Here is a 24,776-nt window from a genome sequence, read left to right as displayed (position 1 = left end):
TGTAACATGATCAAGCTTCCCATCAATTATCTGGAAGTAGAGCAGGTTTACGGAAATACCATTGGCCGGGGAATGAGATCTCTTGCGGTCACTTCCACAAATTCTGGTGAAGGCTGCAGCACTATGGCCTATGCCATGAGCAAGCGAAGTGAAGCGGATGGAAAGCATACCCTGCTGGTGGAAGTGAATCTTTTACACCCTGAAATGGGGGACTTGTCGGGCCATTTGCATACAGACTGGTTACCCAATCCCAGTTCGGCTGATGGCTGTATCATGCATGACGATGAAGCCGATATCGATATACTTCCTGCTCCTTGTGATACCGATGCCATCATGTTCCGAAACCTGAGTAATATGAACAAACTCATGGAATACTGGCTGGAGCGATATGATGTGGTGGTTTTTGATACTTCTCCCGTTATGGCGATCAACAGGAATAATATTCCTGCAGAGTCTATCTGTGCGATGGTGGATGGCACGATAATGATGGTGATGGCTGGAGTGACTCGCCAGACAGATCTCCAATCATCTATTGATAAACTCAGACATCATGATGCGACACTGGCTGGTTTTATTTATAACGATTTATACAACCCCAGGCTGGCTGATGAGCTGGTCAGGGAAACAAAACGCTTTGATAAATGGTTTCCAAATGCCATGGATAAGCTAAGGCGTTATGTACGTAAATCGTCCTTTCTGAATATTGAGTTGTAGCCGTCTACCGGTACTCTCTCAGTATCTGATCTATGACACCTTCTGACTTTAACTTCTGAAGAATGGTGTTGATCTCTTTTCCCTGTTGCTCAGTAGACTTGCTGAACATGAAAGTGATTGGAACGCAGTCGAACTTTTTTCCTGTTACAAACAATTCTGGATATCGGGTTTTCATCAGGTAGCGTGCTACTAGTTCACTCATCAATGCTGCATTATTTCGGCCTTTCATCAAAAGCCTCAAAACATGAATATCATCTTTGGAGTTGTTGCGAATGACATCTCCTGACTGAAAATAGGGTTCAAAGGTTTTGAAGGTGTAATTCTGGACAACTCCCAGTCGCATTCCCTGGAGATCTTTAGGATGATTTACTTTAAGGTCATTGTCCTTTAACTGGACTATGACTTCACAGTGCTCCGTAAAGGGCTCGGTAAAGTAAACCTTGCTCGAGATATTTTCCCGCCATAGAGGGGATGTCCAGGCCTCCAGATCGAGGCTTCCATTTCCTACCTTGTAGATGATGCGGTTGAAAGGGTAATACTCTTCCTTGAAGTCATAGACACTTCGTTGGCTAATAGCTTCAAGGATTTTCTGGAGAATACCCTTTTTATCATCAATCCAGAACAGCGGAGGATAGTCCGTTGGTAACATTCCTGTTGAGACAGAGATTCTGTCTTTATCGGCCAGGCTGATAGTACTGGATAAAAACAGGCCAAAGGCCAGAAAGCGTAAACCTATCTGTTTTTTGTTGGTGATTACTTGCATTGCTGGTCCGGGCCTATGTCGGAGGTGTATTACCAATATCGATCATTGGGCCCAGGTATTTAGGGCCGGTGTTTAACCAGTGAACTTCCAGAACAGCCAGAACTCTTGCAAGAACTTCTCTGGCTTTATTGTTCAGGTCGCTGTTGGTTCCGTCACCAGCGTTGAAAGCAATAGCATTGATGTCTTTATTCTGGGCAATATAGAGTGCCCGCTTATTGTGGTAGGTCTGGGAAATAATCGTGAATTCATCAAGGCCAAAAACAAACTTTGCCCGCAGAATAGAGTCCAGAGTCCGGAAACCAGCATAATCCCGGTAAATTTTTTCAGCAGGGATACCCATTTTCAGCAGGTCTTTTCTAATGGTGCTGGGCTCATCATAGTAGGGTGTTCCATTGTCGCCACTGATCAGGATATATTCGATCTTGCCCTGTGTATAAAGGTGATAGGCAGCCTTGAGCCTGAGAGCATAATGATCGTTATAGCCTCCTTCCCGAGCATATTTGCTGGTGCCGAGCAAAACACCGACTTTATTGTATGGAATGTTTTCTATATCAGTATAAAGCCGTGAACTGGTTCTGGTATTGACCAGCCAGTTGGCGATAGCGATCAGGGAAATGAGTCCTATCACAGCTCCGGCAAACAACCCTGTAACAACTTTTAGGCGGGTCCGCCTGCCTCCCATTGGGAAGTCTCCGCAAAATAAGGATTTCAGGAACAGTTAACCATAATCACCTTTCTGGTGAAAGCCTAACTGGCTTGGATTGTCTTAAATCCTCCAAAATGGCCTTCAGCTCGGCAGTAATAAACTCGGAAGGTTTGTCGGGCATGCCAAGCGATTCCAGTGAAAGGAACTGGTCATGGGTTGCTAGAGCGGATTGAAATTTTCTGACAACTTCTTCTGGCGAAGAGGCCAGGGAGGCCAGTTTTTTACGAATCAGAAAGTTATCCATCTCCGGTTCAGCGATGTAGATGACCGGTTTCCCTTTGTATAGGGCCATCGTTCCGATAGAGGATTTATGAACCATGACAGCGACCGATAGTTTGGTGAGAACTGCTGTTGAGTTACGGCTTTTTTCCATTAATCTGACATTGCCTGCGCCTCTTTCTGTTATCCATCGATGCTCGATCGCGCCATTGGTTTTGGGGTGATAAGTGACCAGAAAGGTGACCGAAGGTATTTGTCGAGTGGCTTCTATGAAAACTCTGAAATAGTCTTCATAGGTATCGTCATAGCCCCCGGCAAATACCACAACAGGTTCTTGCGGGTTAAGGCTCAATTCCAGACGAACACGATGGTTATCGGTCTGTCGGTAAATTTCGTCCCAGGCTTCAAGAGCGGGTTGTCCGGATACGGTGTAGAGTGGTGCAGGAGAAAACGAGAGGTCATTGAAGCTCTGCCGGGTTGCAATGCTGGGTATATGGAACTCATTGAGCGTATTAACAGTATTTAAAAATGGCTGAACATATTCCTTGCTCACTATGGGATCAAAATTGTCATAAAAAGCCAATGTATAGCTGCCATGTGTTTTCATGTGGTTGAGAATCTGTGCCTGAGCAGTACTGGCCATTCCGGAATAGACGATCAGGGGGTTAACACGCTGTGATAATTCAATAAGAGCAGTGCTGGGCCAGGCAGTTTCCCGGTTATTGAGTAGTTGCTCTGCATTATGCACTGATATAGATATGTTGAGAGGATGCTTCCTGAATACTTCTGCCGCTCTCCCCATCGATAATATACGATAGTTTATACTCTGCTTTTTCAAGGCTTTTTCAAGCTGCTTAAAGGCATTGCTCTCTCCTTGATCATAGGCGACCAGAAGAAGGTCAATGTTCTTTGCAGCCAAAGCATTGGAGCTCGTAATGCTTATATAGAAAGAAACAAATAGCACGCAGAGAAAGGCTGGATAGTTTTTCATTCTGACTCCGTTAGAATCCCTGTCACCGGTTTTTATCAGCTTAAGAGACAGGGAGACTAACAGTCTGGTATAGAATTCCTCCAAAGAAAAGGCCAGTAGCTGGTTACTTTTTGGTCTTGAAGGAGATTATCTGCGTGTTAGGAAGACACCCATTTCACGGTGATGGGTGTAAGGAAATTGATCAAAGAGCGCAATGCGCTGGATTTTGTGTGTCTGTGTGATCTTCTCCAGGTTTTGCTTCAATGTCTCAGGGTTGCACGAGATATAAACAATATTGTCGAAGTTCTGAACCAGAGTTTCGGTGCCTTCATCCAGTCCTGCTTTAGGGGGGTCCACCAGAATAGTGGATACCTCGTAACTGTCCAGATCAATATCCTGTAAACGTCTGAAAAGCCTTTCCCGGTTCATGGCCTGGGTGAACTCTTCGCTCGACAAGCGGGCGATCTGAACATTCTGGATGTTGTTCAATTCGAAGTTTTCATGGGCAGAATTCACTGAGGTTTTGGATATCTCTGTAGCGAGAACCTTGTCAAAGTGGTTTGCCAGTACGCAAGTGAAATTACCGTTCCCGCAATAAAGTTCCAGCAGATCGCCCTTAAGACCATCACAGACATTACTGGCCCAGCCAAGCATATGCTCATTTATACTGGCATTGGGCTGGGTGAAGCTGTTTTCAACCTGGGTGTACTGGTAGGTTTTTCCCAGAACATTCAGTGATTCGACAACATAGTCCCGATCCAGCACAATTTTTTGCTTTCTTGCCCGGCCAATGATTCGAATATTGTGTTCAGCTTGTAGCTTTTCAGCAGCTGCTTTCCAATCATCATTCAGTTGCTTATGGTAAAGCATACTGATCAGAGCCTCGCCGCTCTGGGTAGTCAGGAACTCCAGTTGAAACAGTCTCTTTCGCAGTATCTCCTGCTGCTCGATGTCTTCCATCAGTGGCATCATCAGCTGATTGATACGCTCTGAACCTGCCGGGAACTGATCAACGCTAAAGGGTTGTCTGGTTTGAGGGTCAAACATGCGGTAGTAGCTGCGTTCTCCCTCATGCCAGATGCGGAATTCTGCCCGCATTCGGTAATGTTCTGGCCGGGATCTGAAAATCTCCAGTTCAGGGGTATCAAAAGCCTGAAACTCTTCACGGGTAAGGCTCACCTTTTCGGTCAGCTGGGCTTCGTACTTTTCAGGTTCTACAACGGCTAATGACATGATGCTCTTCGATTATTGAGTCAGAGAGAGATAAAAAAGCGACCCATATTATGGGCCGCTTTCGAAGAGATGAAAACTGGTTTTCAGCCCATTAACTGAACATCACCAGTTTGACGGTGAACAGCAGTGAAAGGATAACCATTGCAGCATTCAGGTCTTTTGCACGACCACTCAAGAGTTTGATCGCGGTGTAGGAGATGAAACCAAAGGCAATACCAGTAGTAATAGAGTAACTAAGCGGCATGGACACAGCGGCAATTACAACGGGTGCAGCCTCTGTCAGGTCGTCCCAGTCGATCTGGAACATGCTGTGAGTCATCAGTACGGCTACAAAAATCAGGGCAGGTGCGGTGGCATAGGCAGGTACTATCGCTGCCAGAGGTGACAGGAACAGGCATCCCAGAAACAGCAGACCAACAACAACAGCGGTCAGACCTGTTCGGCCACCAACAGAGATACCTGAAGCACTCTCAACATAACTGGTCGTGGTTGAAGTACCCAGTCCTGCGCCAGCCATACTGGCTACAGAGTCTGCCATCAGGGCTCGACCCAGGCGAGGGAACTTACCGTCTTTGTCCAGCAAATCTCCTTTCTGAGCCACAGCAACCAGTGTGCCAGAAGTGTCGAAGAGGTCGACAAACAAGAAGGAGAAGATGATGCTAATCATGCCGATTTCCAGTGCGCCGGCAATATCCAGTTCAAGCAGAGTGGGTGCTACGCTGGGGGGCATAGACACCACGCCATTCATTTCTACTTTGCCCGCGATAAGACTGATGATCGTGATCGTCAGAATACCAATCATGACTGAGCCGGTTACATTGCGGTAGTAAAGCGCCACAATCAGAGCAAAGCCGATAGAAGTCATGATGGCCCCCCATGAACTCATGTCTCCCAAGGTTACCAGTGTTGCCGGGCTGTCAACGATAATGCCGGCATTTTGCAGTGCGATAAAACCAAGGAAAAGACCGATACCCGCTGCAATACCGCCCCGTAATGAAAGAGGAATACTGTTAATGATCCACTCACGAACCTTGAAGGCACTCAGTGCAAAGAAGCAGACACCTGAAAGGAAGACGGCACCCAGTGCAACTTGCCAGCTATAACCCATCTGACCGACAACAGTGAAGGCGAAAAAGGCGTTTAGACCCATTCCAGGAGCAAGAGCAATGGGATAATTGGCATAGAAGCCCATGATCATACAGCCGATGGCTGCAGCAACACAGGTCGCAACAAATACTGCGCCCTGATCCATACCGGTGGTTGCCAGCATGCTGGGGTTTACAAAAATGATGTAAGCCATGGTCAGGAATGTAGTAATGCCTGCCAGCACTTCTGTCTTAACATCGGTTTGATGTTCTTTCAGTTTGAATAGCCGTTCTAACATGCTGATCTTTCACACAGGAGTAAAAGCTTCTAATGATAACGACTTTTACAACTGGGTGGAATATGTGAGCAGTGTCGTCATCTATTCGATAAACCTCGGTTTTTGGTGGCTATTTCTTAGATTGATGGAAGAGGGGAAAGTCGTGTCTTGTGTTTGCTTTTTTTCATACCCCAATATGTAGTGCCCATGATTTTGTGTGAATAAATAATACTCACTTTGCTGGAAAGCCTGTAGCTGAGGGGGTAGGTGCAAGATGAGGAAAGCCATTAACAGGGTTATCCACAGAAGTTGTGGTTAAATTGATGCTGTCAGGCAAGAAATTAAAGAATTCGATATGGCGCAGTATTGATCAGGGTGCCTGCCTGAATCTGAAGTTGCTCAGGTGTTATTACTGATGAATCTGCCGAAATAACCTTGAGTGAAAGGCAGAGTCTACTGTAAAGAGAAAGGACTCTGAGTGCATTATAGGGAAGAGTATCGTTTCTGGAGGGGTGTGAATGAGTGACAACTATGATCGCTTTATGTCCGCTAAAGAGGAAGAGGTGAGCACCGATAAGCGTGCAGACCCTGATACCTTTGTCCGACATCAGGAAGAAGTGTTCAATGGGGCTGCAGATTATTTTTCAGCAGATGGGTTTGTTTCTAAAGAGCTCAGGAAGCGTCTGGAGAGACTGGTGGGGTCGGGTCTTGGTAAGAGAGAGTTGGAGTCTGGTGTCCGTATTCTGGACGTGGGGGCCGGTTGTGGAGCACTGACTGAAGTGTTGCTGGAAAAGAATCCTGGTGCTGATATCACAGCGGTTGATCTCTCTGAAAAAATGTTGGAAGTATTGTCCAGTCGTTATCCTGGGGTGAAAACCGTCAGGAAAGATATTCTCAAATTCTCATCGCCTGTCAATTTTGACAGTGTCTGGTTCAATGCTTGTTTTGGTAACTTGCTTGATCCAGGGGCAGTGATACGACACATAGCTGCACAGATGACCTATGGTGCCAAGCTTCACATTAGTCATCCCATGGGGCGGCGGTTTCAGCAGGGGTTGCATGAGAAGTATCCCCAGGTGGTCCCTCACACGCTTCCTGCAGATAAGAATCAGGCTAATAGGCTTGTAGAAGGGACGGGGTTGGTAATGGAGCAGATGGTGGATGAGAAGAAACTGTATCTTTTGTCTTTTCGGAGGCTGTAAGAGAGCCGGCTCATAGAGAGCCGACTCTTGAGAGTAATCAGGCTACAGCAGCCAGATCACCGGTATGCATGGCCTGAATTCTAGCGTCGAGTTCAGCCAGAGTTTCAGCAATTTTCTTTCTATCGCTTTCCTGACTTTCCGAGCTGCGCTGTGCGCGCTGCTTTCTGTGGCGCTCAATGGCCTCACGTATTCGCAGCTCTTTTGGGCAGGTGATGGGTTCAGCCACAACGATTTCTTTTTCAATAATGGCTGCTGGTTTAGTTTCAACTTCTTTCGGCTGAACGATGCACTCTTCTACAGCGGGTTCAGGTTGAACATCCAGTTGGGACAATGCGCTGTTGTCACCGGCCAGGCAAGCATCTGCAGCTGCAGTAATAGCGGCCAGCTGGGCAGTGATGTCGTCACTCATTTCAATGCCGTTCATCTGAACCATGGCATTGGCTCTGGAACCGGCCTTTTTCGCTGCTTCAGGCTTGGGCTGCTCGGTTTCGGGTTGAGTAGCTTCAACCTTGATTTCAGTTGAGCTCAGGTTGCTACTGGCTGTAACTGATGAGGTTGCAGACTCTTTTTGAGTTGGCTTAAACGCCTGAGCAGCAGGCGTTGGTTTGGTTTTTGGCTGTTGATCAGAATTCGCGGCAGCTTCGGTGGGGGCGTCACCGGATTTTATGGCCAGGCTTGGCGGTGCACTGGCATCACCACCACTGATTTCAGCGAAAATGGAAGCCAGTTCTTTTTCAATGTTGGACTTGCGCTGGCGCTTCTTCTTTTTTGGCAGGATTTTGACCGTACTGGTCTTATAGCCTCTAAGGTGCTCTGCGCCAAAAAAGTCGATCGCGTCCTGTTCCAATTCGGCCAGTTCTTCGCGGGACTCTGCTCTATCCCATTCCTCTACGGTAAATTCGTTCTCACCATGGATACGGATCTCTCTATAAAGCGGGTAGTTCAGATCCTGGTGTGCAGCAGCCACCATTTTTTCCCACTGGCTTTCAAGGTCATTGCGAGTGGAGCCTACATAAATTTGTTTTGTAACTTTATTGGTGACGGTGAAGATAATCAACGCTGGATGACCTTTCTACTGACGATGACAGGCGCGCAATTATACCTGCCGATTTTTTTCTGGGTAGTGGGTATTGTGCACTATTCAAAAACTGTTTTAACGGATACCGGACTGAAGCGGCATTGAAACAGTCAAAATGGTAGGAAAATGCCGAAATTCATAGGATTTCTACACTTTTTTGCCGAGCTGCAGAAGTCGTCAATTTGTAGTTTGGATCTTAAGTTATCGTTTTGACAAAGATGGGTGATCAGCTAATGTCAAAATAAACACTATGGATGGTGGCTGCAAAGATGGCAGGTAGGTGGAACTACAAAAATGGATGGGTAGTTATTCCTGTTTCGCTGTGGGTGTTTTTTCCGCTGGGGGCCTTTCTTTATTCCTTCTCATTGATTGCCGAAGCAGAGCTGTCTGACAATAATCTGGTGGTCGAGCGTTTTGCTAATCGATTCTTTCTTCAGCAAGAGGATGGTCTCGACTGTCTGGAGCTTGATGTTGAGGGAGTCGAGTTTGAAATCTATGTGCATCAGGATTCTGAGCCGGAAGGGCGTCACTACCCCAGAAATCGGGCTGTGATAAAGCCTTGCGATGAAAATAGTTCATCCCAGAAGTGGCATTATAATTTCCAGAAAAAAACCATCCATTTTCAAGGTTATTCCACCAGTATGTGTCTATCCAGAATGATAGAGACGCTGGAGATGTTGCCCTGCATAGGGTCAACCAATGCCCAGATCTGGATGTTTGATGAGCAGGGAAGGTTGTCCAGTGCAACTGATGGTCGACAGGGTAAGGGTTACATCACTCTGGTAGATAAAAGTGATGACCCTGCGCCATTAGCTTATCGGTACCTTGAGTCTGATATGGGAGAGCGGCGTTGTTATAAGAATTTACACACCGGACAAATCATCTGTGAGTATGAAGCAGCCGGGCCGGACACTGATCGAAAGCCTGAGCAGGGAGAGAGCTCAGAGGATTCTGAAGAGGGGCGTTCCGAGAGTGATTGGGAAGAACCTGAGAAAGATGCACAGAAGCCTGAAAAGCCTGTTTCTCCCGAAGAAGTCATACCACCAGAAGAAGAGGAACAAGCTGTTCTGGAATGGGAGCAGCGGCCAGAGAGTGCGTTCTGGGTTTCTGAGCGCCTGACGGAAGATATCCTGCTGGTTAATCAGAACCCGAGAGTGTGCCTCAATGCCAGGGCTGCGGATAATTGCTTGTCTGAATCGTCGAATAAAAACAGCTGTTACTCCGCTTCATCCATTGAGCTGACAGCCTGCAACAGCCAAAACTCTCAGGTCTGGCGTCATGATCTGAAAACCAAAAGAATCTTTAATCGTGCGGCGGGTTATCAGTATTGTCTGACCTGGGTTCCGGGAGGCTTTTCTCTCTTGCCTTGTTTTCCTGGGGGGAGTCCTGCACAAAAATGGTATTTTGCTAAGGGGAAAACTGAAGCATCGCTGGAAAGAGGTCAGCTGCGAACCATGCTTAATGGGATTCTTGATCCCTATTCATACTCTCAGGCATTAACATTGCCAAAAGACGTCATCAAGCCAAAGAAAAAGAAATCGCAGGCGCTGAAAATCCATTTTGAGTGGCTGTATGTAGAGTGTGGCAGGCATCCAGTCACTGGACGCTGGCAGGGGGACTGTCCGATCAGTCCCTGACGCTCAGATCCAGAGCCATAACAATGGCCGCTTCAGACTTATGGCCTTTTCCTGAGGGATAGTAGTTTTCACGTCGACCAATTTCACTGAAACCTGCGTTGAGGTAGAGGTTGAAAGCTTTTTGGTTGGATTCCCGTACCTCAAGAAACAGCGTGTCGGCCTGTTCGGCAGAAGAGTCGATGAGTTGCTTCAACAAAGCAGAACCATAGCCCTTACCTTGCTCGCTTCGTGACACAGTCAAAATCAGCAGGCTGGCTTCTCCCGCCGCCAACATGACAACGCCCTGGGCAACAATCCTGCCCTGGTACTCAGCAACAGTGCAGAGATGGCCAGAATCAATACTGTCCACGTAGTGTTTTTGGTTCCATGGATGAGGCCCTGCTTCCTGTTCAATGGAGGTTAACTCAGGAAGATCCTGGTGAGTCATTGCTCTAAACGACAGCATATAAGTTTTCTTTTCCGTGATAACTGGAAATTGCCAGGCGCTGGATACCAGTGCAGGCAACGTAATCGGATGTTGCGCTTACATACCCGTTACCTTTGAAGGTGTGGGTAGGCGGCAAACGAGCGAAGTCCCAAGAGCTTACAGTCAGTAAGTGACTGGGGTGAGCAAGAGCAGCCAACAACCCCACAACTTCAAGGGGAATGGGTATAGAGTGAATTATGATGGATTCAGTTCTTTGATAATTGGAGAAATATCCTGCCAGGCTTCCGATTTCAGAGTGGGTAGTTTCATCAACTCATTCAGACCGTGGGTGACAACAAAATGCTGATCAGAATGGAGGCCTTTCTGTATACCTTTCAGATCGCTGAATGGTCGGCTTGGGTCTATGACAAAACGGGCTGCAGCCTGACCAAAGAGCAGAACTACTTTACGTCTGGCCAAACCGAACTGATTGCTGAGATAAGCGCACACGGCATCGGCAGCAGCCGAGTCGTCCTGGCTCAGATGCTCCATAAGGCCAATGTTGCCCAGTGGCCAGACGAATTCACTGAATGGCAGGGTATCGTTCTCTGCAGGCATTTTAATAGCGCGAAGAATATCGTTAAGCAATCGTTGATGGAAGCGTGAAAATTGATTCAGGCCAGAGTGTGGCATTTCTGCCACCACCAGACAGTGTTCGTTTGCGGGCATGGTCACCAGTCTGAACTTGCTCACTTCTATGGGCTGAACTTCAGTAACAACTTTCTGTTTTACAGGTGCAACCGGTTCTGGCTCTTGTTTTGTTTCGACATTGCTGGTGATGCCAAGCAAGTCTTTTGCCGTTGAGACGCCCATTGCCGTCTCAGGGTGCTGTGTAGGCTCCAGGGTGTCAGCAAGAGCTGAGGGGGGGGCAGGTTCAAGTTCTTCCTCTGGGAAGTCAAACTCCCTGGGAGGCAGTGCATTAGGCAGGATCTGCCGTGGGAACCAGATTTGGATCCCCATGGCATCGAGATAATTCTGTCTTGTTCGCTCGTTGATCCTGCCTTGCATGGCTGTTAAACGTTTCCTGTTTGAGGGTTGGTTTTTGGACGATCAGCGTTCAGCAGGTTCAGTGCATTGATGTAGGCTTTGGCGGAAGCGACCACAATATCGGTGTCGGCTCCTGAGCCATTGACAATTCGACCCTGCTTTTCTAAACGTACGCTGACGTCACCCTGGGAATCGGTACCGCTGGTAATAGCGCTGACATTATACAATGCCAGACGAGCACCGGAATCAGCAATACTTTCTATGGCTTTAAAGACGGCGTCTACTGGACCATCCCCGGCACTGCATACTTCTTTTTCCTCGGAATCTACAGCAATAACCAGGCGCGCTTCTGGTGTTTTACCGGTGCTGGAGCCAGCTTCCAGTTCAACCAGACGGTATTTTTCTTCTTCATTGCTGGAGCGAACATCGCTGACCAGAGCTTGCAGGTCGTCGTCGAAAATCTCGGACTTTTTGTCTGCCAGTACTTTGAAGCGGTTAAAGGCTTCTGTCAGCTCTTCGCGGTCAGCAAAAGTAATACCCAGCTCTTCCATGCGAGACTGGAAGGCACTGCGACCGGATAATTTACCCAGAGTCAGGCGGTTGGTGTTCCAGCCAACGTCTTCAGCCTTCATGATTTCGTAAGTTTCACGGTTTTTCAGAACACCATCCTGGTGAATGCCTGATTCGTGGGCGAAGGCGTTCGCGCCAACAATGGCTTTATTGGGCTGTACCGGGAAGCCTGTGATACCTGAAACAAGGCGCGATGTAGGGACGATGTGCTGGGTATTGATGCCGGTTTCTACCTTGAGCTCATCCTCACGAGTGCGAATGGCCATAACGATCTCTTCAAGGGAGGCATTACCCGCTCTTTCTCCTAAACCATTGATGGTGCACTCAACCTGACGGGCGCCACTCACCACAGCAGACAGGGAGTTGGCGACTGCGAGGCCGAGGTCATTATGGCAATGAACCGAGAAAATGGCTTTGTCAGAGTTAGGGACTCGTTCAATCAGCTGGGCAATCATGTTGCCGTACTGATGTGGCAGAGCGTAGCCTACCGTGTCTGGGATGTTGATAGTGCGAGCGCCTGCATCAATAACGGCTTCAATCACACGGCACATAAAATCAATGTCGGACCGACCCGCGTCTTCACAGGAAAACTCAACGTCGTCAATCAGGTTACGAGCCTGCTTCACGGAAGCGATAGCTTGTTCGAAAACCTGGTCAGGTGACATGCAGAGTTTGTGCTTCATGTGCAATGGTGACGTAGCAATGAAGGTGTGAATACGGCCTCTACCTGCTGGTTTCAAGGCTTGAGCTGCAACTTCAATATCTTTGGGGAGAGCACGGGAGAGACTGCAGACAGTGCTGTCCTTAATGGTTTCGGCAATGCTTTTTACCGCATCAAAATCGCCCGGGCTGGCAATGGCGAAACCCGCCTCAATGACGTCAACCTTGAGCATTTCCAGAGATTTGGCAATCCGGACCTTCTCATCCTTGGTCATCGCCGCGCCAGGGCTCTGTTCGCCGTCTCTCAAAGTGGTGTCGAAAATAATAACTTGATCGTTGCTCATGGCTGCTGCTCCAGCTGTTCTTTTATCAGCTCAACGTTGTTCTTTTCTGCACAAACCGGATTAGAAATGCCGCTTTTGAAGCGTTCTGTTTTGCGACAGGTGGCATTTCCTGAGCTTGGCAGTTAGACATTATTCAAATGTAATATTTTTTCTGACTTTGGGGTCAGAGGGCCAGACGGCCGGGGTCGAAGGTGAAATTAAATAGTCTGCTCAAGGCAGTAGGAGTAGTAGGCGGGAAGGACGAAAAATGGACTTGGGAGTAAACACTACAGCTTCACGGGTGGTTGGAACCCGCACGTTGCTGTCGCTACTGTCAGAGGCCTGGAAGATTCCGGGCTGGTGCTTTTCTTTCGCTATAGGCATTGTGGCCACATTCATCGTTCTGAAATCAGCGCAAAGTTATTTTATGGATTTAGTTGATCGCACTATATCCTCTATGAACAGCTTTGCCAAGCTGGTTGATCCAGTTTTCGAGACTGGATAGGATTCGTGTCGAGCATTTCTATGAAATATTTTACTGAACGGCTTAGCTGAATGGTTGAGTAAACTATTTTCTTTCGCTACGGGCGTCTCACTCATCAAAGGATAGCCGGACTCATGAAAAAAGCGTCAGTCATTTTACTGGGTGCCCTTGCCCTGGGCGGATGTGCCCTGGGCGGATGTGCCCTGAGCCCTCAGGAAGTGGATGTAAATCCCAGGGTCGCCGTGGAAAAGCCTGTTGAACAATTGCAAGGGACAGTCAGTGTCACTGTCTACGATGAAAGATTATCCCGATCTCTGGGCAGTCGTGGTGGTGTTTATTACAGCACTAACGCTATCACAACCAATGACCGACTGACTTTGGCTATTCGTTCAGCTGTAGAGCTTGGCTTGCGGGAGATGGGGTTAAGAGTGACGGAATCCGAAGAAGTCTCTCAATTCCAGGTTTATCTGGATGATCTGGAATACCTTGTCCCTGACGGGAGTTATATTACCCAGGTCGATTTGAAAGCAAAGGTTCGCGTTAGAGTCATGAAAGAAGGTCAGCGCTTTGAAGGAGTATACTCCAGTGAGATCACTGAACGTGTACCTAAGGCACCTTCTGACGAGAAAAATGAAGAGCTGATTGATAAGGTTCTAAGTGATGTGCTTAGCCGGGCATTGGCAGATCCGAGTCTGACAGGCTTTCTGAAACAGGGGTGAACTCTAAGAGCCCGGCATTCTTGTGCAAAGACTCTTGTGCAAAGACTCTTGTGCAAAGATTGTCGGGTTCATTTCAGATCTCAGTTCTGAAGTGGCTTCTCAAGCCAGTGGCTGACCAGTTTTGTCCAGGCTGGATGTGTGTTCAGGCACGGGATTAATTCCAGGGATTCGCCTCCTGCGGCAATAAAGTCTTCTTTGGCTTCCATCCCAATTTCTTCCAGAGTTTCCAGGCAATCAGCAACAAATGCCGGACAGATGACCAGAACCTTTTTTATGCCCTGCCTGGCCAGCGACTCAACAATGCTGCTGGTTGATGGTTCCAGCCACTTATCGCGCCCGAGCTTTGATTGAAAGGCAACCGTGTACTTGTCCACTGGGATGTCGGCTTTTTCTACAAAGCAGGCCGTCGTTCTGTAAACTTGATGTCGATAGCAGGAATGATGTGCCGGTGACGCCTTCTGGCAGCAGTCCTCGGATTTCAGGCAGTGTGAGCCTGTGCAGTCATCCTTGCGGATATGTCTTTCCGGCACACCGTGATAGCTGAAAACGATGTGATCGAAATCTTTTTCAAGATAATCATTGGCGCTTTCAACCAGTGCATCAATGTAGGCATCATGATCATAGAACACCGGATGAACCTTCAAGGTGATCGGGAGCTTGTGTTCGCTAATGATCTTTTCGGCTCTCTCAACCACTGTTTTGACGGTAGACATGGCGTAGTGAGGATAGAGAGGAAATAACAGAACTTCCTTGATTTCTGGCTTGCTGGCTAGTCTGACCAGTGCACTCTCCATGTCAGGCTTGCCATAACGCATGGCGAGCTCGACAGGCATGGAAGTCAGTTTCTGTACTTCACTTTGCAGATCTTCACTGATACTGATCAGGGGTGAGCCTTTTTCAGTCCAGACAGATGCATAGGCTTTGGCGGACTGGGCCGGTCTTTTAGGCAGGACAAACAGGCTGACAATCATACGTCTCACCAGCCAGGGCATGTCGATGACGTTACTGTCCATCAGAAATTCATTCAGATAGCGTCGTACATCATGTTCATGGGGGCTATCTGGTGAACCCAGATTAACCAGCAATGCTCCGGTATTTTCCATCCCTACTTCCTGTCTACCAAGAAAATTTGTTCATTGCTCATTGGCTGCTTAAAGGATTGCGGCTTTAGGCAAGAGCTACGGGAGTATAACCAAACGTGGGCGCAGGGGGAATGCAGCTCTCCGGTCAGAAAAGCTGCATGGCAAATCAGGAGGTTTGTTGTTTACTGCCGGCTTTATGCAATACGAGATAGCCGACAACTGCCGAAAGGAAAGAGCCAGCAAGAATGCCGATTCGATCCGTTGACAGAAACTGCGGGTCATTTTCAAAGGCCAGTGAGCCAATGAACAGACTCATTGTGAAGCCGATACCACAGAGCATGGCAAGGCCATAAAGCTGTAGCCAGTTAGTATTGGGGGGCATCTTGGCGAGCCCTGTTTTAATGGCTAGCCAGCAAAAGCTGAAGACCCCCAGCTGTTTGCCAACAAAGAGACCCAGCATGATGCCCAGTGGGATAGGGTCGGCCAAGGTTGCCACTTGTTCAGCGGTGAGTTCCAGACCGGCATTGGCAAAAGCGAAGATGGGCAGAATAAAATAATTCACCTTTCCATGAAGCTGATGCTGCAACTTCTTGAGAGGTGAGCGGCCGCGACTGTCTCTCAGATCCAGTGGAATGGTCAGTGCCAGAATCACGCCTGCCAGTGTGGCGTGAACCCCGGACTTCAAAACACAAATCCAGAGCAGGGCGCCAATGATCAGATAGGGTGAGGTTTTGGTCACTCCCATTCGATTAAGGATGGCCAGCATTCCCACGAAAATAGAGCCCAGAACCATGGAAGCGATGGACAGATCACTGGTGTAGAACAGGGCAATAATAATAATGGCGCCCAAATCGTCAAGAATAGCCAGTGCCAGCAGGAAAACCTTCAGGGCCGGTGGCACACGTTTGCCCAGCAAGGCCAGTATGCCAACGGCAAAAGCTATGTCCGTAGCGGCAGGGATAGCCCAGCCCTTGATGGCGACCGGGTCGGTAAAATTAAGGGCCGCATAAATCAGCGCAGGAATGACCATGCCTCCCAAAGCGGCAAAGCCGGGAAGGGCTATCTGGGCAGGTGTGCTCAGGTCTCCTTTCATGACTTCGTATTTTACTTCAAGCCCGATCAACAGGAAGAAGATGGCCATCAGTCCGTCGTTTATCCACAACAGCATCGGCTTGTGGATATCCAGTGGCCCTATGGCAAAGCGGACAGGGGTTTGCAGGAACAGATCATAAAGACCTGCGAGAGGGGAGTTGGCGGCAATCATCGCCAGTACCGCAGCAATTATCAACAGCACGCCGACGGCATACTCCTGATACAAAAATTGCTGGAACCTTCTTAGGTGCATGGATTCTTCCGAAGAAATTCTAATGGGCGAGCGGACTCTACTTATCCTGAGGGTAGGAGTCTGTCAGACTTAAGGCAATTTCATGCTCGAAAGCTGAAATTGGACAGTCCCCTGTAGGATTATTATGAGAGCGGTTGAGTGGGCGGAAGCTTATCGAAACTGTATGAAATTCGTCAATCTGGTGATGATTTATTTACAGAATCAGGTTTGCTTATACTGACCTTGAGCAATATTTAGCTTCCAGGTTGTCTACAGGATAGAGCTTATGCCCTGTTCTTGGCACTGATCTCTGCACCATGGGACGCGATATTGTTGGAACGTTCCTGAGCGGCCATCTGATCTTCATTCATTTCAGACCCATAGCGCCCCATATTGCGTTCGCTCATGCCTACAGTAGTGTCATACGACAACTGGGCAGCGGTTTTAGCGTCTTGAGCATTCATAGCAATGTTTTCATTCTTGTTCATCGCCTCATCAATTAATCCCTCTTTCAATGGGCTTGAAACGCTGCTCCCAGTCGTCTTGCATCTACTGGAGTATATCAGCGTATTTTTCCTGATTCTCATGGTCATGCGGAGGGGGCATCTGTACACATAATCGGAACCTTGTGGCTATACTATGAATGTCAATTTGATTCAAAATTCATGAACCAAAACTGAAAGTGCGGCTTTTTTTTGACTGAATAATCGGGTTAAATGCACGACGTTAATCGTCAGGAATGAAGTCGTGAAAAAGCTTGTTGTAATTGCCTTAGCGGCGGTATTAACTGGGTGTGTGTCCTACACAAAATACGGCCCATATGGGAAAGGAGGAGGCTATACAGAAGTACAAGTCAACGAGACGGTATTTGAAATCACTGCAATCGTTAACTTCAAAACACATTCATCGACAGCCAGAGATTACGCCCTGGCAAGATCAGCCCAACTGGCCTGCAAACACGGGTATCCCTACTTTGAGGTTATTGATCAGGAAACAACCCTGAATACTGGCAGAAGATCTGCCGATCACTTCACTACCAGTCGTCTGACAATCAAACTGCAACCGACCAGTAATGACCAGTATTACAACGCCAGAATCTTGTATGACAACATGAAGAAAAATTATCAGTTACCGTCAATTTGTGGGTGATAGGTTTTTTTCGGCTCCAGGCTTGCTTCCCCACCATCCTTGATCGTAACCATAAGCAGCTCTAGCACAGACCACTGAACCTGCAGCTCCCCAGATGGCTGATTAACCTGATTCTGAGCCGCCAATAAGCAAACCTGATTCTGTAAATAAATCATTTCGGAAGCATCGATACCAGCCTGCATAGCCGCATCCGGATGATAGTTAAGTGGGTTTTTGTGCCAGAGTAACACGGTCCTGATTAGACAGATCTTGTCGTGTGCTGATGGCTGTATATCCGTTGGATTTCAGTATCAACTTTATATCGCTGCTTTGATCATAGCCGTGTTCAAATAACAGCCAGCCTCCTGGGCGAAGTTTTTCAAAAGCCTGCAGGCTAATGGTGCGTATATCATCAAGACCATCCTTGCCTGCCGTCAGTGCTGATCTGGGTTCAAATTGCACGTCACCCTGAGAAAGGTGTTCGTCGTTTTCCCGGATATACGGCGGGTTACTGACAATCATGTCAAGTTGATCGGGAAGGGGCGAACACCAGTCACCTTCAACAAATGTTGCGTTACTGATTTGGTTCAGAGCTGCATTCTCTTTTGCTGTAGCTACCGGCTCTGGTAGCCGGTCAACGCCAATCACGGCCCAGTGTGGTTTTTCAATCGCCAAAGCCAGGGCAATGGCACCGCTACCCGTGCCCAGGTCAGCAACGTTTGCCTGATTCGAAAGTGGCATGGATAGCGCCAGCTCAACCAGCAGTTCTGTATCGGGTCTGGGAATCAGTACTGAAGGTGAGACTTTAAGTTTCAGGCTCCAGAACTCTTTCTCACCCGTCAGATAAGCGACAGGTGTTCCCTTTATGCGCTGTACCAACAGAGATTCAAAACGTTGTGATTGCTCTGCAGTCAGCTCCCTTTCGGGCCAGGTAAACAGATAGCTGTATGGCTTTTCCAGTACATGACAAAGCAGGACTTGTGCATCCAGGCGAGCTGTATTGCTCTGTTCCCTTCGAGCTGCGTGACTGTCAGTGAGGCGTTGAGTCGCCTCACTGAGGGTCAGGTCAATCCTGCTCATTGAGTTACTCATCAGATAAGCCTGTCAGCAGGTCGGCCTGGTGTTGCTGAAGGAGTGGGTTAATAACAGGATCCAGCTCACCTTCAATAATTTCAGACAATTTATAAAGGGTTAGATTAATACGGTGATCTGTGACTCGGCCCTGTGGGTAGTTGTAGGTTCTGATGCGTTCTGAGCGGTCGCCACTGCCGACCAGGCTTTTACGGGTGTCGCTGATCTCTTTGGCGGCGGCCATCTCCTGAGCGTCCTGCAGCTTTGCAGAAAGCAGAGTCATGGCCTTGGCACGGTTCTTATGCTGCGAGCGCTCGTCCTGGCATTCCACCACAATGCCTGTGGGCAGGTGGGTCAGTCGAATGGCAGAGTCCGTGGTGTTAACGTGCTGCCCACCGGCGCCGGATGAGCGATAGGTGTCGACTCTAAGGTCTTCCTTTTTGATCTCAATGGCTTCCTGCTCGTCGGGTTCAGCCATGATGGCCACGGTGCAGGCGGAGGTGTGAATACGTCCCTGGGATTCTGTTTCAGGCACCCTTTGAACCCGGTGAGCGCCAGATTCAAACTTAAGGTGGCCAAACACATTGTTGCCGACCACGCGGGAAATAATTTCCTTATAGCCACCGTGCTCACCATCGTTGGCACTGATGACTTCGATTTTCCAGCCGCGTTTTTCTGCATAGCGGGAATACATTCGGAACAGGTCGCCAGCGAAAATAGCGGCCTCATCACCCCCTGTACCTGCGCGAATTTCCAGGAAGGTGTTATTGCTGTCCCTGGGGTCTTTGGGCAGAAGCAGTAATTGCAGATCCTGGGCCAGGGTGGGCAGCTTTTCTTGGCAACTCTGAATTTCTTCTTCGGCCAGATCGGCCATTTCCGGGTCGTCTTTCATGGCCAGTGCGTCTTCCAGATCTTTCTGGATCTGGTCGTATTCGCGGTATGCACTGACAACCGGTTCAAGCTCCGCGTATTCCTTGGAAAACTTGCGGAATTTATCCTGGTTACCAATCACTTGGGGGTCGCTGAGCAGGGCGCCGAGTTCCTCGAAACGTTCCAGCAGGGTTTCAAGTTTGGCACTCAGGCTGGCCAGGTTTGGATCTTTCATTGGAATTAATCAATCTTGTTTCAGGTGTGGACCTGATGGGTTAAATAGATCATAAGTACCCGGCCAGTTGTTTTCGCCTATTCTGGACGGCGGCTTTTTCCATCCTTTTGCGTTCCAACTCTAGTTACATAGCTAAGGCTATGCGCCCGCCGTTACGCCTTGAAGGATGAAAAAATCCACTCGCCAGAATAGTGCGAAACAACTGGCCAGATACTTACCGGTTACTTCTGGCTGTATTACAGTCGGGCAGGGAGGGGGCTGGCTGGTGGCGCTAAGAGTGGGTAGGCTCTTTAGCACGATCTTCGTAACGGCGATGAATACCCAGCAGTTTTTCAGCCCACTCTAAACGATTGTTCTGGCCATCTGCGGCGGCTTTTTTCAGCTGCACGCTGGGGGTGTGCATAAGCTTGTTGGTCAGCGAACGTGCAAATTGTGTCAGAACCTGTTCGGCCGGGATGCCGTTGGACAGAGAGAGCATGGCTTTCTCCAGCTCAAGGTCTCTTAAGGCTTCGGTGCTCTGTCGATAGCTGCGTAGAACACTTACGGCATCCAGTGAGCGCAGCTGGCTCATGAATTCAAAAGCACCGGTTTCGATCAGGAGTTCTGCTTCTTTCGCTGCATCCTGACGCTGCTGCATATTGTCCTGGATCACATCATGCAGATCATCCACGGTATAAAGGAAGATGTCTGGCAGCTCGGCAACTTCGGGCTCAATGTCACGGGGGACAGCAATATCCACCATAAACATGGGGCGGTGCTTTCGTTTCTTGATCGCTCTTTCAGCGCTGCCTTTACCGAGTACCGGAACCGGGCTGGCCGTTGATGAAACCACAATGTCTGCTTCAGGCAACAGGTGGGGGATGTCGGAAAGAAGAGCGGGCTTGCCGTCAAACTTGTCAGCCAGCAGCTTGGCCCGGCTCATAGTTCGGTTGGCGACGATGATATTTCTCAGGCCTTGCTGGTGAAGGTATCTGGCGACCAGTTCAATGGTTTCACCGGCACCGATCAGCAGGGCTGTGTTTTCAGAAAGATCAGCAAAGATCTGTCGTGCCAGGGTGGTGGCAGCATAAGCAATAGAAACGGGCTGCCTGCCAATCGCTGTATTGGTGCGAACCTGTTTAGCTGTGGTAAAGCAATATTGAAACAGCCTGGACAGCAGTGAGCCAATAGTGCCGGCTTCCTGAGCCTGAGCGTAAGCAGATTTCAGCTGGCCAAGGATTTGTGGCTCACCTAAAACCATGGAGTCGAGGCCACAGGCCACCCGCATCATGTGGCGCACAGCGGCTTTGTCATGATGGATATAACTGTGTTGGCTGAGCAGTTTCTGATCCAGGTTGTGATACCCGGTCAGCCATTGAAGGGCTTTGTGGTAATCTGCGTTACTGGCGCAGTAAAGCTCTGTCCGATTACAGGTGGACAGAATGGCCACTTCGTCGGTATGCATGAAATGGCGGGCATCCTGAAGCGCCTCAGGCAGCTGCTCAGTTGAAAAAGCAACCTGCTCCCTCAGTGCTATGGGTGCGGTTCTGTGATTAATGCCGGCGGTAAGATACCCCATAAACTCCTGTTGCCTTTTCTTACACTCTGATCAGCCACATGGCTGTTTTCTTACTGTAAATCGCACCGGATGCCATTGGTTTTAGCCATTCTCCTGATTCCCATACATAGTGAATAAGGGGGCCTGACACAGGTGATCATTTATTCGACTCAGTACAAACGCCTTCTTGTGACGGGTTGAACTGTCATTTCGGGTGTCACTGCTATTATTGACCGTACAGTATTCTACTACACTGGACGGTGGACTGGTGCCTGCACCCTGAATACCGCCACCTGAAGTAGGCTGAAAAGTCTATTTTGAACATTCAGGTAATAAGCTTCGGTTTTTGATCTGTCCGTGTTTATTTCAACAAAAACAGAGTGAATTCCTGTCATGCTAGGCAGATTATTAATACCTGACAGTTCCCGGCTTATTATCAAAACCCTGTTCAGTGATCGGCTCTGGCCTTGCTCACAGACTGCAGTCAGCAGAAGGTGGTGCACTCAGGCCAGCAAAGAATCTTGATCTTTGCTCTGTTTTAACCGCTCTTTTGGCCGATCAATTCTCCTATGGAACGGCAACAACTGCAAACCCGGATGTATTCAGTCATACCCATAACGAATGAAAAATGTTTTTGCGGTCTTCCGTTGCAAGCTCTCTAGCAAAATGTTTTTCACGATAATGGGCGTATGTCATGATAAAGAAGACTGCAGTTGAAAGTTGATCTATCCGGGACTGCAGGCTCAAGGAGCAGGGTTTCAGTGCAGAAATTATTTCCAACGGGTAAAGGCATACCATTCATGAAGAAACTTAATGGTTTCTCTTTATTGCTGGCAGCCATACTGGTGTCAGGTTGTTCTTCAGTTCAACTTTCTGGGCCGTCAGAGGTGGCTGCTGAATCAGTCCCTGCTTCCGTTAACAATGAACCGGAAGAACCGGTTGCTTCATTTGAACCCGATACCCTTTATGATCTGCTTGTTGCCGAACTGGGAGGGCAGCGCAAGCGTTATGATCTGGCGTTGGGGAACTACCTTAAGCAGGCTCACAAAACTCAAGACAAAGGTATTGCCAAAAGGGCTTATCAGATCAGTCAGGTGATTGGAGCTCGGCAGGCTTCCCTGGATGCGGCAGTCCTATGGGCAAAGCTGGATGATGAAAATGCTGCAGCACTGCAGGCCAGTGCTATTGAGCTGGTCAGGGCGGGCCAGCTGGATCGTGCGGTTGAGCAAATGAGAATGGTGTTGGCTCTGGAGGGTGAGGCTAATTTTGATTTCCTTGCCGCCAGTGCCTCGGAACTTCCCGAGGATGAGCGGGAACAATTGCTGAGTACTTTCGACAGTATCCTCAAAGATTATCCTGATCATCGGTCACTGAAACTGGGCAAGGCCATTCTGTTATTGCAGGACAACCAGTTGAATGAAGCGATTAAACTCTGTGATCAACTCCTTGCTAAAGACTCAGGCTACGTCAAAGCCATTATTCTTAAAGGCAGAATCCTTAACAAGATGGGTAAAGGCGATGAAGCAGAGAAAATGCTTGCCGATGCCGTCAGAAAGCACCCTGAAATCCCCCGTCTTCGTCTGATTTATGCCCGGGTTCTGGTTCATCTGGATAAGTTGGATGAAGCCAGAAAACAGTTCCAGGTTCTGCTGAAACAATCCCCCCATGATGTCGAGATCATTCTTTCTCTGGCGCTGATTGCACTTGAGAATGATATGGTCGAGGAATCCGAAAAGTACTTTAAGCAGTTGCTGTCGCTGGGGCAGAGGAAAAGCACTGCCAACTATTACCTGGGACGAATTGTAGAGCAGAAGGGGCAGTTTGATCAGGCCAGAAAGTACTTTCTGAATGTCATGCCGGGCAAGGAATTTATGATGTCACGGGTTGCCCTGATACAGATGCAATTGAAGCAGGGTAAGGTGGCAGAGGCCAGACAGCAGTTGGATGAAGATCGCAACCGTTTTCCTGTGCACGCTGTGCAGTTGTATCTGCTTGAGACAGAGATCCTGGTGAATGCCTCAGAGCTGGATGATGCGTTAACGTTGTTTACCAATGCTGTTTTGCGCTACCCCGACAGTGTCAATCTGCTTTATGGTCGAGCCATGGTGTATGAAAGAATGGGGCGTATTAATGATCTTGAGAAAGATCTGCGTGCCATCATCAAGGCCCAGCCAGAAAATGCTGCTGCTCTGAATGCTCTGGGGTACACTCTGGCAGATCGCACAGACCGTTTTGAAGAAGCAAAAGCGCTGATCGAGAAAGCCTATGCCCTGGACAATGAAGATCCGGCCATTATGGACAGTATGGGCTGGGTTCAGTACCGTCTGGGTAATTATCAGGCGGCTCTGGATTACCTGAAAAGTGCCTATGAAAAATACCCTGACCATGAAGTTGCCGCTCATCTTGGAGAGGTTTTATGGGCCATGGGGCGCAAAGAAGATGCTCGAGCCCTGTGGGATGAAGCCTTGCAGAAAGCTCCGGACAGTGTTGTTTTGAAAGAAACCCGTGAGCGATTGGAGAAGCAGTCGGTGCAAGAGGCCGATGTATTATCTGAGCCCAAGGTTTCCATTGTTAAGTAACACTGTTGAATAATTTAACGTGACGGGTCTGAGAAGATCCGTTTCATTACACGCAAGTAAAAACAGGCTGTATGCAGATACCGTTTTCGACTCCATACCTATTTCACTCTTCCTCAAAGCTGAAGCTTGCTGTTCTGATGCTGTTTGCCTTTTTGCTATCAGGCTGTGTCACAACTCCAAAGCCAGAGAAGTCACTTTCGGAATCTCAGCGCCAGTCTTTATGGAAGAGTCATCAACTGCAGCTCGGGGCGCTCGACAGCTGGAGCCTTAAAGGACGTCTTGGATTGAGAGTGCCCGGCAAGTCCGGAACCCTTTCTCTGGAGTGGCAACAGACTAAAAACCAATACCTCATCTATCTGGATGGCCCTCTGGGTCAGTCAGTGGCAAAGATTAATGGTCAGCCAGGCTCGGTAGAGTTGGAGGCTTCTGGTCAACGTTATCAGGGCCAGAACCCGGAGTCCTTGTTGTTTGAACTGACCGGTTGGGACTTGCCTGTCAGCCTGTTGCGGTACTGGGTCATGGGGCTGCCCAGTCCTGAGAGCGATGCCAGTATCCAACTGAATAATCAGGGCTATCCTGCTCTGATCAGCCAGCAGGGGTGGCAGGTTGAATACCTGCAATACAAGGACTTTTCCGATATAACCCTGCCAGTCCGGATCAAGGTGCGTCAGGGTGAGGTGCAGGCAACACTGTTTGTCAGAAGCTGGCAGCTAAAATAAGCTGTTTGTTTTCTAGGAGTCTGTCGGACTTAGCCGACCGTAGCGAGGAAAAGTCCGGTTTGAGACAGTTTTTATGATTATTTGAGGCGAATAGCGAGCTATTCAACGAAAAGAATCATAAAAAATGGCCAAATCAG

24 protein-coding genes are annotated in these 24,776 nt (G+C 48.5%); 8 read left to right on the top strand and 16 right to left on the bottom strand.

The genetic code is table 11. The features are described from left to right. Positions 1-6: 6 nt before the first annotated feature. Positions 7-714 (top strand): CpsD/CapB family tyrosine-protein kinase, encoded by a 708-nt coding sequence (locus ACR2PX_RS27210; RefSeq protein ID WP_434002499.1) that lies wholly within the window; start codon positions 7-9, stop codon positions 712-714. Positions 715-718: 4 nt separating this feature from the next. Here ACR2PX_RS27210 and ACR2PX_RS27205 read toward each other — a convergent pair whose 3' ends face one another. The 5 genes from ACR2PX_RS27205 to ACR2PX_RS27185 all read right to left on the bottom strand — a co-directional run bounded on the left by ACR2PX_RS27205 (position 719) and on the right by ACR2PX_RS27185 (position 5,989). Next, complete coding sequence (locus tag ACR2PX_RS27205; protein ID WP_434002498.1) at positions 719-1,477, bottom strand: substrate-binding periplasmic protein; 759 nt, start codon at positions 1,475-1,477, stop codon at positions 719-721. A 13-nt stretch (positions 1,478-1,490) separates the two neighbouring features. Continuing rightward, positions 1,491-2,159 (bottom strand): SanA/YdcF family protein, encoded by a 669-nt coding sequence (locus tag ACR2PX_RS27200; protein WP_434002497.1) that lies wholly within the window; start codon positions 2,157-2,159, stop codon positions 1,491-1,493. Positions 2,160-2,205: 46 nt separating this feature from the next. Further along, positions 2,206-3,393 (bottom strand): hypothetical protein, encoded by a 1,188-nt coding sequence (locus ACR2PX_RS27195; RefSeq protein WP_434002496.1) that lies wholly within the window; start codon positions 3,391-3,393, stop codon positions 2,206-2,208. A gap of 126 nt (positions 3,394-3,519) precedes the next feature. Beyond that, the gene (gene trmA, locus ACR2PX_RS27190) at positions 3,520-4,605 is read right to left on the bottom strand and encodes a tRNA (uridine(54)-C5)-methyltransferase TrmA (RefSeq protein WP_434002495.1); all 1,086 of its coding nucleotides are present in this window, start codon (positions 4,603-4,605) and stop codon (positions 3,520-3,522) included. A 91-nt stretch (positions 4,606-4,696) separates the two neighbouring features. Continuing rightward, positions 4,697-5,989 (bottom strand): NCS2 family permease, encoded by a 1,293-nt coding sequence (locus tag ACR2PX_RS27185; RefSeq protein WP_434002494.1) that lies wholly within the window; start codon positions 5,987-5,989, stop codon positions 4,697-4,699. Positions 5,990-6,486: 497 nt separating this feature from the next. On the opposite strand from ACR2PX_RS27185, the gene ACR2PX_RS27180 reads away from it, so the two are divergent. Then, on the top strand, positions 6,487-7,170 hold the full coding sequence (locus ACR2PX_RS27180) for a methyltransferase (RefSeq protein WP_434002493.1): 684 nt from the start codon (positions 6,487-6,489) through the stop codon (positions 7,168-7,170). A 37-nt stretch (positions 7,171-7,207) separates the two neighbouring features. Here the strand turns inward: ACR2PX_RS27180 and ACR2PX_RS27175 are convergent, their stop codons facing one another. Continuing rightward, positions 7,208-8,227: a GIY-YIG nuclease family protein gene (locus ACR2PX_RS27175; protein ID WP_434002492.1), complete on the bottom strand. Its 1,020-nt coding sequence runs from the start codon at positions 8,225-8,227 to the stop codon at positions 7,208-7,210. 290 nt (positions 8,228-8,517) lie between these two features. Between ACR2PX_RS27175 and ACR2PX_RS27170 the strand changes: the two genes are divergently transcribed. Beyond that, positions 8,518-9,885, top strand: a complete 1,368-nt coding sequence (locus ACR2PX_RS27170) for a ricin-type beta-trefoil lectin domain protein (RefSeq protein WP_434002491.1) — start codon at positions 8,518-8,520, stop codon at positions 9,883-9,885. On the opposite strand, the gene rimI is transcribed toward ACR2PX_RS27170, so the two are convergent. The 3 genes from rimI to ACR2PX_RS27155 all read right to left on the bottom strand — a co-directional run bounded on the left by rimI (position 9,875) and on the right by ACR2PX_RS27155 (position 12,912). Continuing rightward, positions 9,875-10,330 (bottom strand): ribosomal protein S18-alanine N-acetyltransferase, encoded by a 456-nt coding sequence (rimI, locus tag ACR2PX_RS27165; RefSeq protein WP_434002490.1) that lies wholly within the window; start codon positions 10,328-10,330, stop codon positions 9,875-9,877. The two genes, ACR2PX_RS27170 and rimI, sit on opposite strands and share 11 nt — an antisense overlap. A gap of 216 nt (positions 10,331-10,546) precedes the next feature. Then, a complete protein-coding gene (locus ACR2PX_RS27160) occupies positions 10,547-11,359 on the bottom strand; it encodes a hypothetical protein (RefSeq protein WP_434002489.1) in 813 nt (270 codons plus the stop codon). 5 nt (positions 11,360-11,364) lie between these two features. Further along, positions 11,365-12,912 carry a 2-isopropylmalate synthase gene (locus ACR2PX_RS27155; RefSeq protein ID WP_434002488.1) on the bottom strand — a complete coding sequence of 516 codons (1,548 nt, stop codon included), beginning with the start codon at positions 12,910-12,912 and terminating at the stop codon, positions 11,365-11,367. 247 nt (positions 12,913-13,159) lie between these two features. Between ACR2PX_RS27155 and ACR2PX_RS27150 the strand changes: the two genes are divergently transcribed. Together ACR2PX_RS27150 and ACR2PX_RS27145 are read left to right on the top strand one after the other, a co-directional pair. Further along, a complete protein-coding gene (locus tag ACR2PX_RS27150; RefSeq protein WP_434002487.1) occupies positions 13,160-13,396 on the top strand; it encodes a hypothetical protein in 237 nt (78 codons plus the stop codon). A 113-nt stretch (positions 13,397-13,509) separates the two neighbouring features. Beyond that, positions 13,510-14,094: a YajG family lipoprotein gene (locus ACR2PX_RS27145; RefSeq protein WP_434002486.1), complete on the top strand. Its 585-nt coding sequence runs from the start codon at positions 13,510-13,512 to the stop codon at positions 14,092-14,094. An 80-nt stretch (positions 14,095-14,174) separates the two neighbouring features. On the opposite strand, the gene hemH is transcribed toward ACR2PX_RS27145, so the two are convergent. From hemH to ACR2PX_RS27130, 3 genes are all read right to left on the bottom strand, one after another. Beyond that, positions 14,175-15,197 carry a ferrochelatase gene (gene hemH / locus ACR2PX_RS27140; protein ID WP_434002485.1) on the bottom strand — a complete coding sequence of 341 codons (1,023 nt, stop codon included), beginning with the start codon at positions 15,195-15,197 and terminating at the stop codon, positions 14,175-14,177. 145 nt (positions 15,198-15,342) lie between these two features. Next, complete coding sequence (gene nhaA / locus ACR2PX_RS27135) at positions 15,343-16,521, bottom strand: Na+/H+ antiporter NhaA (protein WP_434002484.1); 1,179 nt, start codon at positions 16,519-16,521, stop codon at positions 15,343-15,345. Positions 16,522-16,784: 263 nt separating this feature from the next. Further along, positions 16,785-16,988, bottom strand: a complete 204-nt coding sequence (locus ACR2PX_RS27130; protein ID WP_434002483.1) for a hypothetical protein — start codon at positions 16,986-16,988, stop codon at positions 16,785-16,787. 259 nt (positions 16,989-17,247) lie between these two features. Here ACR2PX_RS27130 and ACR2PX_RS27125 point away from each other — a divergent pair, with 259 nt between their 5' ends. Next, on the top strand, positions 17,248-17,649 hold the full coding sequence (locus ACR2PX_RS27125; RefSeq protein ID WP_434002482.1) for a CC0125/CC1285 family lipoprotein: 402 nt from the start codon (positions 17,248-17,250) through the stop codon (positions 17,647-17,649). On the opposite strand, the gene ACR2PX_RS27120 is transcribed toward ACR2PX_RS27125, so the two are convergent. The 4 genes from ACR2PX_RS27120 to hemA form a co-directional block, all read right to left on the bottom strand. Continuing rightward, positions 17,625-17,831, bottom strand: a complete 207-nt coding sequence (locus ACR2PX_RS27120; protein ID WP_434002481.1) for a hypothetical protein — start codon at positions 17,829-17,831, stop codon at positions 17,625-17,627. The two genes, ACR2PX_RS27125 and ACR2PX_RS27120, sit on opposite strands and share 25 nt — an antisense overlap. A 19-nt stretch (positions 17,832-17,850) precedes the next feature. Continuing rightward, the gene (gene prmC / locus ACR2PX_RS27115) at positions 17,851-18,708 is read right to left on the bottom strand and encodes a peptide chain release factor N(5)-glutamine methyltransferase (RefSeq protein ID WP_434002480.1); all 858 of its coding nucleotides are present in this window, start codon (positions 18,706-18,708) and stop codon (positions 17,851-17,853) included. A gap of 4 nt (positions 18,709-18,712) precedes the next feature. Next, on the bottom strand, positions 18,713-19,804 hold the full coding sequence (prfA, locus tag ACR2PX_RS27110; RefSeq protein WP_434002479.1) for a peptide chain release factor 1: 1,092 nt from the start codon (positions 19,802-19,804) through the stop codon (positions 18,713-18,715). Positions 19,805-20,075: 271 nt separating this feature from the next. Next, entirely contained in the window at positions 20,076-21,362 is a 1,287-nt protein-coding gene (gene hemA, locus ACR2PX_RS27105; protein WP_434002478.1) for a glutamyl-tRNA reductase, read from the bottom strand. A 779-nt stretch (positions 21,363-22,141) separates the two neighbouring features. Between hemA and ACR2PX_RS27100 the strand changes: the two genes are divergently transcribed. Together ACR2PX_RS27100 and lolB are read left to right on the top strand one after the other, a co-directional pair. Next, positions 22,142-23,920: a tetratricopeptide repeat protein gene (locus ACR2PX_RS27100; protein WP_434002477.1), complete on the top strand. Its 1,779-nt coding sequence runs from the start codon at positions 22,142-22,144 to the stop codon at positions 23,918-23,920. A 71-nt stretch (positions 23,921-23,991) separates the two neighbouring features. Further along, positions 23,992-24,639: a lipoprotein insertase outer membrane protein LolB gene (gene lolB, locus ACR2PX_RS27095; protein ID WP_434002476.1), complete on the top strand. Its 648-nt coding sequence runs from the start codon at positions 23,992-23,994 to the stop codon at positions 24,637-24,639. Positions 24,640-24,776: the final 137 nt, after the last annotated feature.

Source organism: Endozoicomonas sp. (genome assembly GCF_051008435.1).
Classification (GTDB): Bacteria; Pseudomonadota; Gammaproteobacteria; order Pseudomonadales; family Endozoicomonadaceae; genus Endozoicomonas_A.
Note: the sequence above shows the minus strand (reverse complement) of the source record. Positions and strands in the feature narration are given on the sequence as shown.